The organism is Pseudidiomarina tainanensis, from assembly GCF_004214835.1.
GTDB classification, from domain to species: Bacteria; Pseudomonadota; Gammaproteobacteria; order Enterobacterales; family Alteromonadaceae; genus Pseudidiomarina; species Pseudidiomarina tainanensis.
The window spans coordinates 1374928-1390010 of record NZ_PIQJ01000001.1; the positions used below are offsets into that span (position 1 = coordinate 1374928).

At 47.1% G+C, this 15083-nt stretch carries 15 protein-coding genes; 4 read left to right on the forward strand and 11 right to left on the reverse strand.

Going from position 1 to position 15083, the window contains the following annotated elements; genetic code table 11:
* Nucleotides 1–16 precede the first annotated feature (16 nt).
* The 9 genes from CWI82_RS06755 to CWI82_RS06795 all read right to left on the reverse strand — a co-directional run bounded on the left by CWI82_RS06755 (nucleotide 17) and on the right by CWI82_RS06795 (nucleotide 6654).
* Nucleotides 17–1327: an APC family permease gene (locus CWI82_RS06755; RefSeq protein WP_092854691.1), complete on the reverse strand. Its 1311-nt coding sequence runs from the start codon at nucleotides 1325–1327 to the stop codon at nucleotides 17–19.
* A gap of 21 nt (nucleotides 1328–1348) precedes the next feature.
* Entirely contained in the window at nucleotides 1349–1783 is a 435-nt protein-coding gene (locus CWI82_RS06760) for a YybH family protein (RefSeq protein ID WP_092854689.1), read from the reverse strand.
* Between the two features lie 17 nt (nucleotides 1784–1800).
* On the reverse strand, nucleotides 1801–2649 hold the full coding sequence (locus CWI82_RS06765; protein ID WP_233340205.1) for a copper resistance D family protein: 849 nt from the start codon (nucleotides 2647–2649) through the stop codon (nucleotides 1801–1803).
* On the reverse strand, nucleotides 2646–2996 hold the full coding sequence (locus CWI82_RS06770; RefSeq protein ID WP_011234483.1) for a copper resistance CopC family protein: 351 nt from the start codon (nucleotides 2994–2996) through the stop codon (nucleotides 2646–2648). The genes CWI82_RS06765 and CWI82_RS06770 overlap by 4 nt, the downstream gene beginning before the upstream one ends.
* Before the next feature lie 26 nt (nucleotides 2997–3022).
* Nucleotides 3023–3766, reverse strand: coding sequence for a copper resistance protein B (locus CWI82_RS06775; RefSeq protein WP_092854684.1), 744 nt, complete (start codon nucleotides 3764–3766; stop codon nucleotides 3023–3025).
* A gap of 11 nt (nucleotides 3767–3777) precedes the next feature.
* On the reverse strand, nucleotides 3778–5541 hold the full coding sequence (locus CWI82_RS06780) for a copper resistance system multicopper oxidase (RefSeq protein ID WP_092854682.1): 1764 nt from the start codon (nucleotides 5539–5541) through the stop codon (nucleotides 3778–3780).
* Nucleotides 5531–5749: a twin-arginine translocase TatA/TatE family subunit gene (gene tatA, locus CWI82_RS06785; RefSeq protein WP_092854680.1), complete on the reverse strand. Its 219-nt coding sequence runs from the start codon at nucleotides 5747–5749 to the stop codon at nucleotides 5531–5533. Before tatA ends, CWI82_RS06780 begins: the two co-directional genes overlap by 11 nt.
* Nucleotides 5750–5751: 2 nt before the next feature.
* The gene (locus tag CWI82_RS06790) at nucleotides 5752–6243 is read right to left on the reverse strand and encodes a DUF411 domain-containing protein (RefSeq protein WP_130202995.1); all 492 of its coding nucleotides are present in this window, start codon (nucleotides 6241–6243) and stop codon (nucleotides 5752–5754) included.
* 66 nt (nucleotides 6244–6309) lie between these two features.
* Complete coding sequence (locus CWI82_RS06795; RefSeq protein ID WP_055437783.1) at nucleotides 6310–6654, reverse strand: hypothetical protein; 345 nt, start codon at nucleotides 6652–6654, stop codon at nucleotides 6310–6312.
* Nucleotides 6655–6729: 75 nt separating this feature from the next.
* Between CWI82_RS06795 and CWI82_RS06800 the strand changes: the two genes are divergently transcribed.
* Nucleotides 6730–6930, forward strand: coding sequence for a hypothetical protein (locus CWI82_RS06800; protein ID WP_006956255.1), 201 nt, complete (start codon nucleotides 6730–6732; stop codon nucleotides 6928–6930).
* A gap of 270 nt (nucleotides 6931–7200) precedes the next feature.
* Here CWI82_RS06800 and CWI82_RS06805 read toward each other — a convergent pair whose 3' ends face one another.
* Nucleotides 7201–8322: an Eco57I restriction-modification methylase domain-containing protein gene (locus CWI82_RS06805; protein WP_130202996.1), complete on the reverse strand. Its 1122-nt coding sequence runs from the start codon at nucleotides 8320–8322 to the stop codon at nucleotides 7201–7203.
* A gap of 720 nt (nucleotides 8323–9042) precedes the next feature.
* Nucleotides 9043–9228 (reverse strand): hypothetical protein, encoded by a 186-nt coding sequence (locus CWI82_RS06810; RefSeq protein ID WP_055437781.1) that lies wholly within the window; start codon nucleotides 9226–9228, stop codon nucleotides 9043–9045.
* A gap of 211 nt (nucleotides 9229–9439) precedes the next feature.
* Here CWI82_RS06810 and CWI82_RS06815 point away from each other — a divergent pair, with 211 nt between their 5' ends.
* The 3 genes from CWI82_RS06815 to CWI82_RS06825 are packed head-to-tail and all read left to right on the forward strand — an operon-like array spanning nucleotide 9440 to nucleotide 15048.
* Nucleotides 9440–10690, forward strand: coding sequence for a TolC family protein (locus CWI82_RS06815; RefSeq protein ID WP_130202997.1), 1251 nt, complete (start codon nucleotides 9440–9442; stop codon nucleotides 10688–10690).
* A 3-nt stretch (nucleotides 10691–10693) separates the two neighbouring features.
* Nucleotides 10694–11839, forward strand: coding sequence for an efflux RND transporter periplasmic adaptor subunit (locus CWI82_RS06820; protein WP_130202998.1), 1146 nt, complete (start codon nucleotides 10694–10696; stop codon nucleotides 11837–11839).
* 11 nt (nucleotides 11840–11850) lie between these two features.
* Nucleotides 11851–15048 carry an efflux RND transporter permease subunit gene (locus CWI82_RS06825; RefSeq protein ID WP_092857842.1) on the forward strand — a complete coding sequence of 1066 codons (3198 nt, stop codon included), beginning with the start codon at nucleotides 11851–11853 and terminating at the stop codon, nucleotides 15046–15048.
* Nucleotides 15049–15083 lie beyond the last annotated feature (35 nt).

The following is a 15083-nucleotide window of genomic DNA, read 5'->3' on the forward strand; positions in this document are numbered from 1 at the left end:
CTATGCGTTCTTTTTCTTAACGCTTTTTACGTAAAAACAAAATCTCACCAGCGGCAATCAATGCCATACTGATAAGAGACGCCCAAATAACCAGCGGATCGCTTGTCCATTTCACCCATATAAAAGCGGCTAAAACGATGACATCTAGCGTGATTGCGCTGACAAGTATGTAAATATTCGCATTCACTTTTTGTCTAAGATGTCGCAATACCCCCCAGTGGATCGCAATGTCCATAACGATATAAAAAATAGCACCAAGCGAAGCGATTCGGCTCAAATCGAAAAAAGCAGCTAAGATCATAGCCATAACAATGGTGTAAACTAGCGTGTGCTTCTGAATGGAACCTGGCATACCGAAATGACTGTGTGGCACAAGCTTCATATTGGTCAACATAGCTAACATTCTTGAAACGGCGAACGCGCTGGCAATCACACCGGACACTGTGGCGACAATCGCAAACCCAACCGTAATCCAGAGTCCAGTTTCACCGTAGACGGGTCTCGCTGCCTCAGCAAGCGCATAGTCTTTCGCTTTCACAATCTCATCTATGGACAGGCTCGAGCCAACCGCCAGAGTGACCAGAACGTATATTAACGCGCAGATAATCAGCGAAATAATAATGGCACGCCCGACATTTCTCTTAGGCTCAACAATTTCACCGCCACTATTGGTTATTGTTGTAAACCCTTTGTACGCAAGTATGCTTAAAGCAATCCCCGCTAAAATACCGCCACCCGTAGCTTCTTCTGGAATAGCCGATATCGATTCAAACTGAATGCCTGAGGCCCACAAACCACCAGCCGCTAAAATGACCAACCCTAAAGTCTTAACAAAGGCCATAAAAAACGAGAACGTTTGAATAAACTGATTACTCAAAATATTGATAAAAAACGCAAAGACCAGCAAACCCACCGCCAACAAAGGGATAAGCCACTGCGCTTCAAAAGAAATTAACTGGCTGGTATAAGACGCAAATGTCCGAGCGACTAAACTTTCATTAATCACCATAGAAAAGTACATCAAGAGTGCGAATATCGCCGTCACACTTCCTTTTCCATAAGCTTTACTGAGGAACATCGCAATACCGCCCGCTGACGGATAGGCTTTCGCCAACTTAACGTAAGAGTAAGCGCTAAAGCCGGCAATGATACCGCCGCACACAAACGCCAGGACAAACCACTCTCTTGCCAGCTGAGCAACTTGTCCGGTCAGTGCAAAAATACCAGCGCCAATCATCACACCAGTCCCCAGCGACACCGCCCCCCAAAGACTCAGGCTGCTTTTCTGATAATCCTGATGTCCGTGTTCATGATCGTGTTCTGCCATAATCAGCTCCTGTGATTGAACTCAGTTGGACCAATGGATCCGGATAATTTTCCAGCCAGACTCAGTCGAATTTGATACGGTTACGGTTTCATTCATCGTTAAATCAACCTCACGCCCGTTATACTCCCCGGAAACGCTATACCGAGAAGTGATCACAGCAAGGCCATCGGCTGCTTGTACTGTCCTTTCAAGCAACTGTGAAGGAACCGCCTGGCTAAACTTAATATCTGACTTAAGGTGATGAGCACTGTACTCGGCCAAGGATCGTTCAACGCCACCACCTTCAAAGATAAGCACATCATCGGAAAGCACGTCTTTAACGACCTCCGTGTCACCTTCAGTTAAAGCAGTTCGAAATGCATCAAGCACTGCGGTCGGCTCAGATAGTTTTTCGGCGCTACTGGGCGCTGAAATAAACAGCACCGAAACCATAAAAACACTCATGAATAATTTCATTCTTATTATTCCTTACATTAACTAGGGGAAAACGCGCTGCTTAGCGCAGAGGCCAGGGTAAAAATAGTGACAGCCAATACCATTTCCGCCGTTATGGAGTTTTTGAGTCGCTTGGCGGCCGCGTTATCATTTAATTGCGGTACGAACTTTAATTTATGCAATGCGGCAACAAGGAGAATCAGCGCCACAAACACAAGTTTCGCTAGTAGTACCGTGTCATACGACGTAAGCGGCAGCTCTGGCATCCATCGCCCTGTTGCACTACGATACATAACCAAGCCCGCAATAAGGAGTATTGGAACCGCTGCAGACATATGCACACCAAAACGCTCCATAATGGCTTTCGCTTTAGCAAGCGGTACCGACGTTGCCAGCTTTCGCAATGAGTTAAGACTGCCGAACCAAACCCAAGCGACTAACAAGTGTGTTAAAAGCGCTAGCTTTCCCCACCAGACAGCGTCACTGCCGTGACCAATACTTAAAAAGCTCCATCCCATGAGTCCAATGGCGACAACATATAGCACCCACTTTATACGTTTTAGCTTAACAACGGAGTAAACAATCCAAGCAATAGCAACCGCTATCTGAAGTTGGATGAACAACCCAACAGGGCCGGTCCATATAAACTGCATGTAGGTCTTGTCAATCATGCCGGCAAAGCCTTCAGCAGCAAAACTACCGACTTTCAGAAAAAAATACAGAAGGCTTGCCAGTAATAGAAGCCACGCAACAAGGCTATTCTTTCGTTCAGACTGTTTTTTTAAACCGGACAAATAAACGATATAAGGCGAGGCGGTCATCACCGCGTTAAGCCAGAATATAAAGGCCAACGTTAAAACGCTGGCCACACTCCAAAGGGTCATCATTTCACCTCAAAGCTAAAATCACCCGATATTTTATGACTGTCCCCACCCATTGCCGTCCAATAAACCGTATAACCACCTGACGCCAAATTGTTTTTAACAGCAATTTCGTACGCTGCTTTGGGAGTCATGCTCATCGAAAAGTCCAGCGGATGCATTTTACCGTCATCTGAGTGCAGCATAATTTTAGCCAGACGAACATCACCGGAAAAATTCATCGTAATTTCCGTTGGTGACTCGGACAAAGTCGCACCGTCCTCCGGGCTACTGGATGTTAGGCCGACGTGAGCGCTGGCCCATGCACTAAAAAATAACGTGGTACCGAAGGCTAACTTAAGTATGTTTTTCATGTTGTTTCCTCTTTGTTTAATATCAATTAAAACCAAACTCTGGCCCCAAGGACCACGCCTGTTTCTGTGGTGTCCTCTCCCATTCGTTTCATTTCATCTGCCGTGTTGCCTAACGCGCCGTTCCAATAAACACCAATGTAGGGTGCAAACTCACGACTGATTTCGTGACGATAACGCAACCCCACACGCAAGTTGCTCAAGCCACTTTGCCGTTCATATTTGTCTGAATCTGTCAGGTTGGCTGTAAACTCAATGCGAGGCTGTAAGTACGATGTTTGTGTGAGCTGCCACTCGTACTCAGTTTCGCTGACAAACTGGACATCACCTTCTTCGTTCACCATCAACGAGTTGTCCATTTCAAACCAATACGGAGCCAGCCCCATGAAGCTAACAACGGCATAATTTTCCATAGAGGCATTAGACGATAAGGAGCCTCGCGTACCAACACCGGCCTGAAACGACCAAAATGGAGACACCAAGTATCCATACAGCAGTTCTGCACTTTCAAGGTCAGTTGGCTCACCGTCATCTTGAACGTTTTCACCTTCACTTTTGAAGACAACCCGGTGATAATCTCCGCCATACCAAGCCATCACGTCCCAGACAGCAAGATTCTCCTCCTCGTTGGTTCGCGTTAACTCCAACCGATCGAACAGTACTTGCCCGGTGTAATATTCTTTGACGGGTTCAGGCCAGTCCTCTTTCGCATGTCCGGCGACTGCTAAACCTGGCAACAACGCCGCACCCACTAATAATGATTTACCGTACATAATTGTCCTCCTTATGCGACATTAACCACACGGAACATACCCGCTTTCATGTGATACAACAGGTGACAGTGGAACGCCCAACTACCCGGCGCGTCTGCCGTTATCAATAACGACACTTTTTCGCTCGGCTTCAGGCTAATCGTATGTTTGCGTGGGCGTGGATACTGTCCGTTTTCAAGTTCCATCCACATACCGTGTAGGTGTATGGGGTGGTCCATCATCGTATCGTTTACCATCACCAACCTCAGTCGTTCTCCATGATGAAACTGAACCGGGCCATCCACTTCGGTAAACTTCTGACCATCAAAAGACCACATGTAACGCTCCATATTACCCGTTAAGTGCAGCTCTATCTGTCGTTCGGGATCCCGCGTATCCGGCCATTCATGCGCGCCGACCAAGTCGGTATACACTAAGACTTTATGATCAACGTCTTCCAATCCAATCCCGGGTTCATGCAAACGGCTTACCGGGTTTGTAGCAATCATAGCCGCCCCGGCGCCATGTCCGGACTCACGGTGTTTGATTTTAATGTTTTCGACCGGGAGCTCTTTTTTATGTGTCATTTTATGCGTCATATGACTGTTATTGCCGCCCATATGCTTCATATTCATGCTATTGCCTTTCATATCACCGGACATCGCCATCGCTCCCATGCCCATAGCGGCCATGCCTCGCTCAGGAACTTGCCGTAGTTCAGGCACTTCAGCCTCAAGACCAAGTTCCGGCGTTAACGTACCTCTGACATAACCACTTCGATCAAAGCTCTCAGCATAAATAGTGTACGGCTTGTTTTGCTTAGGCTGGACAATTACATCATAGGTTTCCGCCACACCAATGCGGAACTCGTCAACTGGCACCGGCTTCACAGGCTGCCCGTCAGCGGCCACAACCGTCATCTCCAACCCAGGGATTCTCACGTCGAAGAAACTCATTGCCGAACCGTTAATGATACGAAGGCGCACTTTTTCACCAGGCTTAAACAATGCTGACCAGTTCATCTGTGAATCGCGGCCATTCATCAGGTAGGTATAAGTACTGCCCGTCACATCCGCAATATCACGGGGGCTCATTCGCATTTGCCCCCACATTTCTCGTTGCTTCCAGGTTTTCTCTAACCCTTGCTGTCGCACGTCCTCGAAGGTCTCAAATATCGTACGTTTTTGATAGTTATAGTACCCCTCCGCAACTTTCAAGTTACGAAAAACCTCATCTGGATCTTCGAATGTCCAGTCGCTGAGAATAATGGTATGTTCTCGATCAGCACCAATGTCTCCGTCCTTGGGTTCAATCACTAACGGCCCTAGGTGTCCCAATTGCTCCTGCAAACCGGAATGGCTGTGATACCAATAAGTTCCGTTTTGCTCGACATCGTAGCGGTACTTGAACGTTCGTCCTGGCTTTATCCCTTCGAAAGATACGCCTGGCACACCATCCATGTTCTCGGGCAATATAATTCCGTGCCAGTGAATTGACGTGTCTTCCGACAACCGGTTAGTCACGTTTAACTTTGCTCGCTGCCCTTCTTTTAAACGAATCAAAGGACCCGGCATTTGGCCGTTGATGGTTATCGGTGTTCCTACCTTATTTCCCACGAGCAGTGGGGACTTTGCAATGGTGAGATCAATCTCATCGTTTGTCAGAACCTGATCCTTAAAACTGCGCCCCTGAGGAACAGCCCAAGTCGGGGCTACTTTGGCGATTGCTAAAGCAGACGCCACAGTGAATGCAGATTTAATAAACTTTCGACGCCCTTTGTTAAACTCATTGCTCATTATGACGCTCCTCTTTTGAGGTTAAATTTTGATGACATTGAATTTCCTTTTCCTTATCAGACGTTTCATCAGTAATCGATGATTTAAACCCTTTAATCGCACTACCAAGATCGGAGCCCAGGGTTCGTAGCTTTTTGCTACCAAAAAGAAGAATGACAATAACCAGTAAAACTCCTAACTGAACCATACTCATGCCGCCAAATCCCATAGCTAAATCCCTCCATTTGAGAGTGCTTGCTGCTGCTCTAAACTTGCTATCTGCTGATAAGGTGTAATTGAGCCGTCCTTTTTGATTTCATAGACCGTATACGGCTGAAACCGAGTACCCATTTCCATACCAACAGACCCTACCGGCATGCCAGGAACAGTTAATCCAATGCCATTTTCTGACTTTTTCCCAGCTAAATAATGAGAAACCAATGTAGGAGGAACGTGCCCCTCAAAGACATAACCATTACTAGAAATAGCGGTATGACAGGATTGGGCCTCGGCACTAATACCGGCATCACGTTTTCGTTGGGTCAAGTTGTTCGGATGTTGTACGGACACACTAAAGCTATCCGGTAAAGCTTGTAACCACTTTTCACAGCAACCGCAGTTGGGATCTTTTAGAACGGTTAGTTGCTGCTCTTCTACATCGGTTGCAGATACAGACACGGAAAACAGCATCGCCAAAACAGCGATATTGCGTTTGATAGACATAATTATTCACCGATTAATAAGTTTTAAGGGAACACGCCGAGCGTGAGTTAAATTTCTAGTAACTTATTAAGCGGTAATTATTGGGGGACGGAATAAATTAGACGCGTGTTTAGCACGAATGGAGGTGTCAACGGGCGCATCGACTTTGGCAGAGAGGTTAACTGCAGCGGCATTAACCGAAGAAGACTGTCCGACAAATAAAACCGAGCCGCCGGAGCAATGCCGAATGGGCATGTCAGCACAGCACGAGTTGTGCTTTTGCGTCTCATGCTCGCAATCGTTTGTGTCGGCTTCGTACATCATGCTGTGCTGCACTTGGCTGTTATCATGACATGCGTGAGCTTCTGCCGTTTGCGAAAACGACATCGACACCAATAGCACTGTCATTAATAACAGAATTCGAATTAGCACGAGCACCCTGCTTTTTGCAATTTAATAAACTACAGTCTAACGTCATTTTAACGCATGTCAAATAAGGAGCAGATAATGATGAATCACGAAATGTTCGCAGGTATGGGCTTTCTATGGATGCTGATTGTGGGAGCTATTTTTATTGTTCCCGCATGGCGTATCTGCCAACGAGTTGGCTACCCTGGTCCATTGGGTCTTCTGATTGTTATCCCTATCGCAAATATCATTCTTCTTTACTTTATAGCGTTCGGCCCATGGAAAAATGTTGATAAATAGCTAATTCACTTTAACCAAAGCAACAAGTATAGCTTTTCATCTCTGATCAGAAGCACGAATTTATTTGCCACTACACGTTCACAAGTTGCAGACCACTATAGCTATGTTCAACGTGTTAAGCGAGTATTGGGCATAGCCAAAAAGTTAAAAGATTCATTTGTGAAAAAGCTTTCAATCAAAAAACTAAAGCTGAAGTTTTAGTAACAAGGTAAGTAACACGCTTGAATCTTAATATTTTTTATCCACTATAAAACAATAAGTTATTAGATCTTATCGATTCGCCTCCGGGTATTCGATAAGGCCATTTTTAAAGTGCATAGGATAAATTAATGGCACAGTATCGGAGCTGGGGTCACGCCGTAAGTTCGGCTTAGTCCGAAAATCAACTACCTTCCCTGTACTAGCAGTAACACCAAGCTCTTCTAATGAACACGGCATTCCCCCAACACGAGTAGCTATTTTAGCTTGCTCGTCATTAGTCACTATATGTATAAAGCGATCTGGATTAGTCGGGTTAACAACCTCACTGAAATCGCTTATTCGGACTACTGGATTAGGATCATCTGCGCAGGCGCTTGAGGTAATCTCAACGTTGCCTTGCTCCTCCCCTTTTACGATATGAAAGATGACATTTTCTTGTAACACCTTATCGCCCTTAAAGGCTTTTGTACGGCTCTCAAAGATATGAATCTTGCTCAAGTTATTACCATCAAGCAACACCCGACGAAAATCTTTGAAATATGGGCCATTACAACAACTGCGCGGAATTATAGCGACCAGCTCGCCACCGTCCTCCAAAAGCATTAAAGCAAGTGCTACAAAGCATGAATATAAGTTTCCGGTTTCAACACCGACACTTCGTAAACTCGCACGAGCTCGGCTAGACGCCGTAATTTTTAGGTAAGGAGGGTTTAAAATAGCTTTATTGAAAGTAGGAGTTGTCTTGCCGCTGGTTCGATCATTTATTATTTCTACGGCATGCTCGATAAAGTCTATTTGGTTTATATGTGACTTCCAAGCTACGCCGGATTCCTGGCTAGCTTCCTCACATAGGCCAAACGAATCCTCCAAGCGCTCCACTAAAACGTTCTCCAACTCCCATGCGTTGCCGCTAATTGAAGTTGGAGCGAACTCGGTCAACGCTCTCGCCACCAATGATGCAGTTAATGAACCACCACCAGCACCGGCGTCAAGGACCCGAACCTCACCATCTAGATTTCTAAACATCCCAGACAAGGTTTGAGCAACAGAAGCAGGAGTCATAAACTGACCTTTCTGCCCGCGTGTACTTTGGTCAAGCAACTGGTTAGCATCAGTCCTATACTGATCAACCGTGTCAACTAGACTTTCTAGGGCATTAGGCTGTAGCAACATGGCTGTATTATCTATCATATACACCTCTACTGTTCATTCATACAGTATACTCCTCCAAGAAAAAATCCCAAGACAAATCCTTAAAATTTTTGATTTTATCCTGATTTCTATTACAAAGAAGAATACTTCGATTGGATATCAACACAGTGATATATCTTTTAAATCATGATGACTAGAGGTACGCACTAGCTTTATATAACATCTACTAATTATCATTATCAGTTTCCTTCACCACCACTCTTTTGTGATGGCTGGTAGCTTCAGCTTGCCTAGCAGCTTCCTTTACTCTACAAAAATCTGCGTATTACCACGCTGGCGCTCAAAGTAGCATTCCATATGAAACCATCAGACTAGCTCCAAGGTGGTCCAAATTTTTAGGCTCATCTTAACTTAGATCAACTTTACTCCGTTGGTAACAAAAGTAGCTAGTCAGCTTCACGGTATCCGGCTGTTTAAGCGCTTGTACTTCGGCCATGCCCGAATTCCTTTTTTTGCTGTAAAACGTGACTTTGAGTACTGAACAGGGTATAAAGGGGGAAATAGCCCGTTTTTAGGGGGGTTGCTTGTTCCCGTTATTGCATTTTGAGAACTTAGTAGTAATCAAAACAGAACGACTCTTGTTGATGATATATCTTTTAAATTATGGTGAGTCCAAGCTTTGATTGAGAACGGCTTTTAATTAATGTACCGTAGTGACGCCTTTTTAAACCGTAGGTAATAATGCTTAGACTGGGATTTTTAATACTGGTGCTTGTTGCTGTTCTGACTCAAATCAGTCAGGCGGTTGCTGACGTGCATCAATCTCACCAGTCCTCTTCTGAGCAACACCTCAATTTTGAGCATGACGAATCCCACATCGACAAACGTAGTCTTCCGAAAAATGGAGAAATCAGCTTTGATTGCCACCATTGCTGTCACTGCCATGGCTCATTTCACCTATACGCAATGAAGTCAGAAAAGTCACTGGCGTTACCCCGCTTGAATGTGACCCGCCCCGGTTACACCCAGTTTTACACTAATCCTCTGTCATCGCCGCTATTCCGGCCTCCCATCTCCTCATAACTGCCTAATACGCTGCTTTAGCAGCGCAACTAAATCGTTATTTTACGCAGTAATATGACTGAGGAGTCTATCTATGGGTCCGTTTTCGACACATAGCAAACGCTTGCTTGTTGCCGTAAGTCTGGCAATAAGTTCAAGCTACGCCAATGCACAACAGTTGCCCGAGCAATGGCAACAAACTGTGCAGCAACACCCCAGTGTTGAAGCCGCTCAACAGCAGGCTGAAGCGCTGATTCAACAGGGCAAGCAATTAAACCAGCCTTTGTACAACCCTAGCTTATCGTCACGCTTGGAGCGTGAGGGTGACATCAATAATTACGCTGTTGGTCTAAGCCAAACGCTGGACTGGAGCACTCGCAATGAAGCAAGAGCCAGTCAGAGTGACGCCATGACGGCTATGGCAGTGAGTATTTATCGCCAGTCGGCGACATCGCATGCTAAAACTCTGTTGAATGCCTATGTGCAATGGCTGGATGCAAAACAGCGTTACGCACTGGCCGAGCAACAAGAGAAAATCGTTAAACAGGCGATAAGCTTGGTTGCCGAACGACGTAAAGCCGGTGACTTAGGTGCCGTCGACGAACAACTGACGGTACTCGCACTAAGTCGGCAACTGCAACAAACGGCAGCGGCTTATCAACAGCTGCAATCCGCTGAAGCAGAGTTAAACGCTCTGCTAACCACGATTGACGTCGCTCAACTCTCCGTGAATGAGGAGCTATTTAACGTTGAACCTGCGTTAACGGCTCGCTGGCAACAACATCCAGCGTTAAAAGCCGCTTACCTGCAATGGCAATTAAAGCGCGCCGATGTCGACTGGAAACGCTCGTTAACCACCGCCAACCCAACCATAGGCGTCGAAGCGGGCGAGAGCGATAACGAAACAGTAGTTGGCTTATCATTCAGCATTCCACTACAGATTCGCAATAACTACAGCGATGCGGTACGCGCAGCCAATAGCGAAGCTGTTGCTGAAGAAAAACGTTTGATTGCACTAAGGCAACAATGGCAAGCAGCACTGAAATCATCTCTTAACAATTATCGTTTTGTGAAAAAACAGTGGCAAAGCTGGCAAAAAGACTTTCAATCTCGGCAGGATGAGTCGATGCAGGTGATTGAGCAGTCCTGGCTCGCCGGTGACCTATCCACCACAGACTACCTCACCGCTGTGCAACAGCAGCTCGATAGCCAATTTGCAGGGATAGCGCTGCAAACACAATATCGGTTGGCCGCCATTGAATGGTTGTACCGTTCGGGCGAACTCAGTAAAGCGCTGACGTTATCGCCGTTAAGCCAGCCAACAAACGCAGAGATTGGAGAGTAAACGATGTCAGTAAAACCTTTATACGCAGCAATAGCACTTGCGCTGAGCTTTTCGGTTATGGCGCAGGATGAACACGGACACGACGAAAAAGAAGATACCCACAAGGAAGAAGGCAAACACGAGCAAGGTGAACATAAGGAAAGCTCAGGCGTGGAGCTATCCAGCAAGCAGCTATCCATGGCAGATATCACCACGCGAACCTTGCAAACTCAAGTCATTGAATATCCGGTTTATGCCCCGGGCGAGGTGGTTGCTAACGACTTTAATAGCTATATCGTGAGTCCGCGCATCGATTCGACCGTTCTCAAACGTTTTGTCAGTATTGGCGATCACGTCGAAAAAGGTGAGCCACTGGCAACCCTCTTCAGCGCCACCATGGCGGAGGCGCAAAGTCAGTATTTGGTCACACTTAACGAATGGCAACGCGTGCAGTCACTCGGTGAGTCAACGGTGGGTGAAAAACGCTTTGTCGAAGCGAAAAACGCCTTTACCTCAGCGCAAGCGCAACTCAAAGCATTTGGTATGTCAGCCAGTGATATTAAGCGTTTAAGTAAACCTGACTACCCTATCGGCGAATACCAACTGACCTCAGAAATTGGCGGGATTGTGGTTAGCGATAACTTCAAGCAGGGTCAGCCAGTCAATGCCGGTAACCACTTGGTTGAAGTGCTGCAAGAAGAAACCTTGTGGGTTAATGCTCGTCTACCAGGCTCAGCTGACCTTAGTGTGCAGTTTGGTGATCCTGTTACAGTGAGTGTCGACAATCAGCGCTTTGCGGCAAAAGTCATTCAGGAAGGCCACACAATAGACCATAAAACCCGCACCCGAACGGTACGACTTGCGGTAAATAACGAAAAGGACCAATTACACCCTGGTTTATTTGCGGATGTTTATTTCTCAGTCAAGTCGGATGGACCGGTGCTTGCAGTTAAGGACTCAGCCTTAATGCGGGCCCCTGATGGTGACTGGCAGATATTCATTGAGCACGAACCCGGAAAGTTTGAACCGAAGAAAGTCGAATTGGTTGATGAAAAGGGTCCGTGGAAAGTTATTCGAGGCGTTAAGGAAGGCACAAAATACGTAGACAACGGCGCGTTTTTCGTTCGCTCACAAATCGCTAAAGGCGGTTTTGACCCACATAACCACTAACAGGAGGTTGTATGTTTCAGCGCATTATTCAGTTTGCTGTCGCCAATCGCCTGTTATTGGTATTGGCTTTATTCAGCATCAGCATTGCGTCATTTTTTATTATTCCCAAACTTAATCTGGATGCCTTTCCCGATGTTACCAACGTTCAGGTAACGGTAAATACGGAAGCACCAGGATTAGCAGCGACCGAAGTCGAGCAGCTTATTACCTATCCGATAGAGTCGGTGATGTATGCCCTGCCCGACGTCAAAGAAGTTCGGTCAATCTCAAAAACAGGTTTATCGGGCATTACCGTGGTATTTGACGAGAGTGTCGATATCTACTTTGCCCGGCAACTGGTATTCGAGCGGCTGCAAGCGGCAAAGGAGTTGATTCCAGAGGGAGTCGGCACGCCCGAAATGGGCCCTAACTCTTCCGGTCTCGGCCAGGTTTATCAGTATCTGCTACTTGCCGAGCCGGGCTCTGGTGTCAGTAGCATGGAGCTACGCAGTCTTAACGACTATGTGGTTAAACTGCTACTGATGCCCGTTGAGGGAATTACCGAAGTCTTGTCCTTTGGCGGTGAAGTTAAGCAATATCAGGTTAACCTCAATCCCGCCAAGCTGCTGTCTTACGACCTTACCCAGCAAGACGTCATGGGCGCGGTCAACAAGAATAACGGTAACGTTGGTGGTTGGTATATGCCCCGCGGTCAGGAGCAGTTGGTTATTCGCGGCACCGGCTGGTTGGATAGCGGTAAAAAAGGCCTGCAACAAATACGACAAATACCGCTCAAAACCGTTGACGGCGTTTCCGTAACACTGGGACAGGTTGCCGACGTCGAAATCGGCAGTGAAATTCGCCAGGGGGCGGTCTCAATGTCGCGTAAAGTCGACGGCGAGGTCAACCAGTTGGGCGAAGTGGTGTCGGGTATTGTGCTCAAACGCATGGGCTCGAATACCAAAGCCACCATCGACGGTATTAAAAAGCGCATTCCGCTTATTCAGCAAGCATTACCCGAGGGTGTTACCTTTGAGCCGTATTATGATCAGGCCGATTTAATACAAAAAGCCGTATCTACGGTCGCGTATTCACTGCTCATTGCCTTTGTGTTTATTATCGCAGTATTAGCACTGTTTTTGCTCAACATACGCGCTACTTTTTTAGTGTTACTGTCCATTCCCGTTTCTATCGCCATTGCCCTGATGGTAATGTCCGCGATGGGCATGTCGGCTAACCTGATGTCGCTGGGCGGGATTGCTGTTGCCATTGGTATGCTGGTCGACGGCTCCGTGGTGATGGTTGAAAATATCTTTAAGCACTTAAGTCGTCCGGATAGTGAACACCAAGACGACGCCGAGCAACGCACAGAGCACCGCGACCCGGATCCTCAGGCAGCCAAACTCGATAGTCATGGTATCAAGCTGCGAGTTAAGGAAGCGGCTAACGAAGTGGCACGACCGGTATTCTTTGCCGCCATGATTATCTTGGTGGTCTTTATGCCACTGTTTAGTTTTCAGGGTGTTGAAGCTAAATTATTTGAGCCCATGGCTATCAGTATTATGCTGGCCATTATCTCCGCGGTTTTTGTGGCCATCATGGTTGTACCGGCATTAGCCAGTTACTTTTTCAGTCGGGGTATTAAGCCTCGTGAAAATAAGCTGCTTAAACCACTAGATAATGGTTATAAAAGACTATTATCGGTGGCGTTACGCAGTAAAAAGGCTGTTATTGCCCTGGCCGGTGTGCTGTTTGTCGGCGCTTTGGTGTTAGTGCCTCGTCTCGGCACAGAGTTTGCGCCCGAACTGGAAGAAGGCACGATTAATATTCGCGTGACATTAGCCCCCTCCTCTAACCTTGAAACGGCCTTAGAGGTGGCTCCGAAGCTTGAAAAAATCCTGATGTCGTTCCCGGAAACCACCTACGCACTCAGCCGCATTGGACGAGCCGAAGTGGGCGGCGATCCAGAGCCTATCAGCAACATCGAGATATATGTGGGTCTTAAGCCGCAGTCTGAATGGACAACAGCATCGGATCGCTACGCCTTACAAGAAAAAATGGAGGCAAAACTAGATGATCACCCAGGCTTGTTGTTTAATTTTTCACAACCTATTGCAACACGGGTTGATGAACTGCTCTCAGGTGTAAAATCGCAGCTAGCCATCAAACTATTTGGACCCGAGCTTGACGTGTTGGCCCGTAAAGGCCAGGAAATAGAAAGTGCCGTCAAGCAGGTTGACGGGGCCGTTGCAGTAGCGATGGAGCAAATAAAAGGTGAAGCACAACTGGTGGTTTCGCCGAAACGCCAACAACTCTCACGCTACGGCTTAAATGTCTCCGATGTACTTAGCGTTGTCGACAATGGCTTGGGTGGCGCTTCGGCAGGCCAGATCATTCGCGGTAATGAGCGCTATGATATTTACGTGCGGTTGGCCAAGCAATTCCGCGATACGCCGGAGTCTATTCGCTCGTTACGCTTGTTAACTCCCTCGGGGGCCTGGGTAACCTTAGGCGAAGTCGCCAACGTTGCAATTGAATCAGGACCACCGCAAATCCGTCGTGATGATGTACAGCGTCGCGTTGTAATTCAATCGAACGTTCAGGGTCGTGACATGGGCAGCGTGGTTGCCGATATTAGGAAGGCGATTGACGAGAAGGTGGATTTACCAACCGGTTACTCAGTCGACATTGGTGGCCAGTTCGAAAGTCAACAACGAGCACAGGAGCGCTTGTCCATTGTCGTTCCCATATCGCTGGCACTCATCGCCCTGCTGCTTTATTTTGCTTTCGGCACCATGGGTCAAGCCATGTTGATTTTGGTGAATGTACCGTTGGCAGTCATCGGTGGTATTGTGGCACTCTATGTGTCAGGACAGTACTTATCGGTGCCCAGCGCCGTGGGTTTCATCACACTGTTTGGTGTGGCGGTACTAAACGGTGTGGTTCTGGTCGAAAGTATAAACCAGAGAATAACCGATGGGCATGCAGTTAATGATGCCGTGTTTGATGGCGCATGGTCTCGACTACGCCCGGTATTAATGACGGCAATAACCTCAGCGTTAGGACTCATTCCCATGCTGTTTGCAACCGGCGCAGGCGCTGAAATTCAGCGTCCATTGGCCACCGTCATTGTTGGCGGTTTGGTGTCTGCGACATTGCTAACACTGGTTATCTTACCCGTGCTCTATCCTTGGTTTTCGAAACAAAAAATTAAGGATCTGAGCCGTTAGGGTTCAGCACTTAAGGGGGCGGTTATTGCCGCCCC

Bases quoted from the DNA above. Each gene is read 5' to 3' on its own strand.
- CWI82_RS06755 (WP_092854691.1), bottom strand. From the start codon at position 1,327: ATGGCAGAACACGATCATGAACACGGACATCAGGATTATCAGAAAAGC.
- CWI82_RS06760 (WP_092854689.1), bottom strand. From the start codon at position 1,783: ATGAAATTATTCATGAGTGTTTTTATGGTTTCGGTGCTGTTTATTTCA.
- CWI82_RS06765 (WP_233340205.1), bottom strand. From the start codon at position 2,649: ATGATGACCCTTTGGAGTGTGGCCAGCGTTTTAACGTTGGCCTTTATA.
- CWI82_RS06770 (WP_011234483.1), bottom strand. From the start codon at position 2,996: ATGAAAAACATACTTAAGTTAGCCTTCGGTACCACGTTATTTTTTAGT.
- CWI82_RS06775 (WP_092854684.1), bottom strand. From the start codon at position 3,766: ATGTACGGTAAATCATTATTAGTGGGTGCGGCGTTGTTGCCAGGTTTA.
- CWI82_RS06780 (WP_092854682.1), bottom strand. From the start codon at position 5,541: ATGAGCAATGAGTTTAACAAAGGGCGTCGAAAGTTTATTAAATCTGCA.
- tatA (WP_092854680.1), bottom strand. From the start codon at position 5,749: ATGGGATTTGGCGGCATGAGTATGGTTCAGTTAGGAGTTTTACTGGTT.
- CWI82_RS06790 (WP_130202995.1), bottom strand. From the start codon at position 6,243: ATGTCTATCAAACGCAATATCGCTGTTTTGGCGATGCTGTTTTCCGTG.
- CWI82_RS06800 (WP_006956255.1), top strand. From the start codon at position 6,730: ATGATGAATCACGAAATGTTCGCAGGTATGGGCTTTCTATGGATGCTG.
- CWI82_RS06805 (WP_130202996.1), bottom strand. From the start codon at position 8,322: ATGATAGATAATACAGCCATGTTGCTACAGCCTAATGCCCTAGAAAGT.
- CWI82_RS06810 (WP_055437781.1), bottom strand. From the start codon at position 9,228: ATGGCAGTGACAGCAATGGTGGCAATCAAAGCTGATTTCTCCATTTTT.
- CWI82_RS06815 (WP_130202997.1), top strand. From the start codon at position 9,440: ATGGGTCCGTTTTCGACACATAGCAAACGCTTGCTTGTTGCCGTAAGT.
- CWI82_RS06820 (WP_130202998.1), top strand. From the start codon at position 10,694: ATGTCAGTAAAACCTTTATACGCAGCAATAGCACTTGCGCTGAGCTTT.
- CWI82_RS06825 (WP_092857842.1), top strand. From the start codon at position 11,851: ATGTTTCAGCGCATTATTCAGTTTGCTGTCGCCAATCGCCTGTTATTG.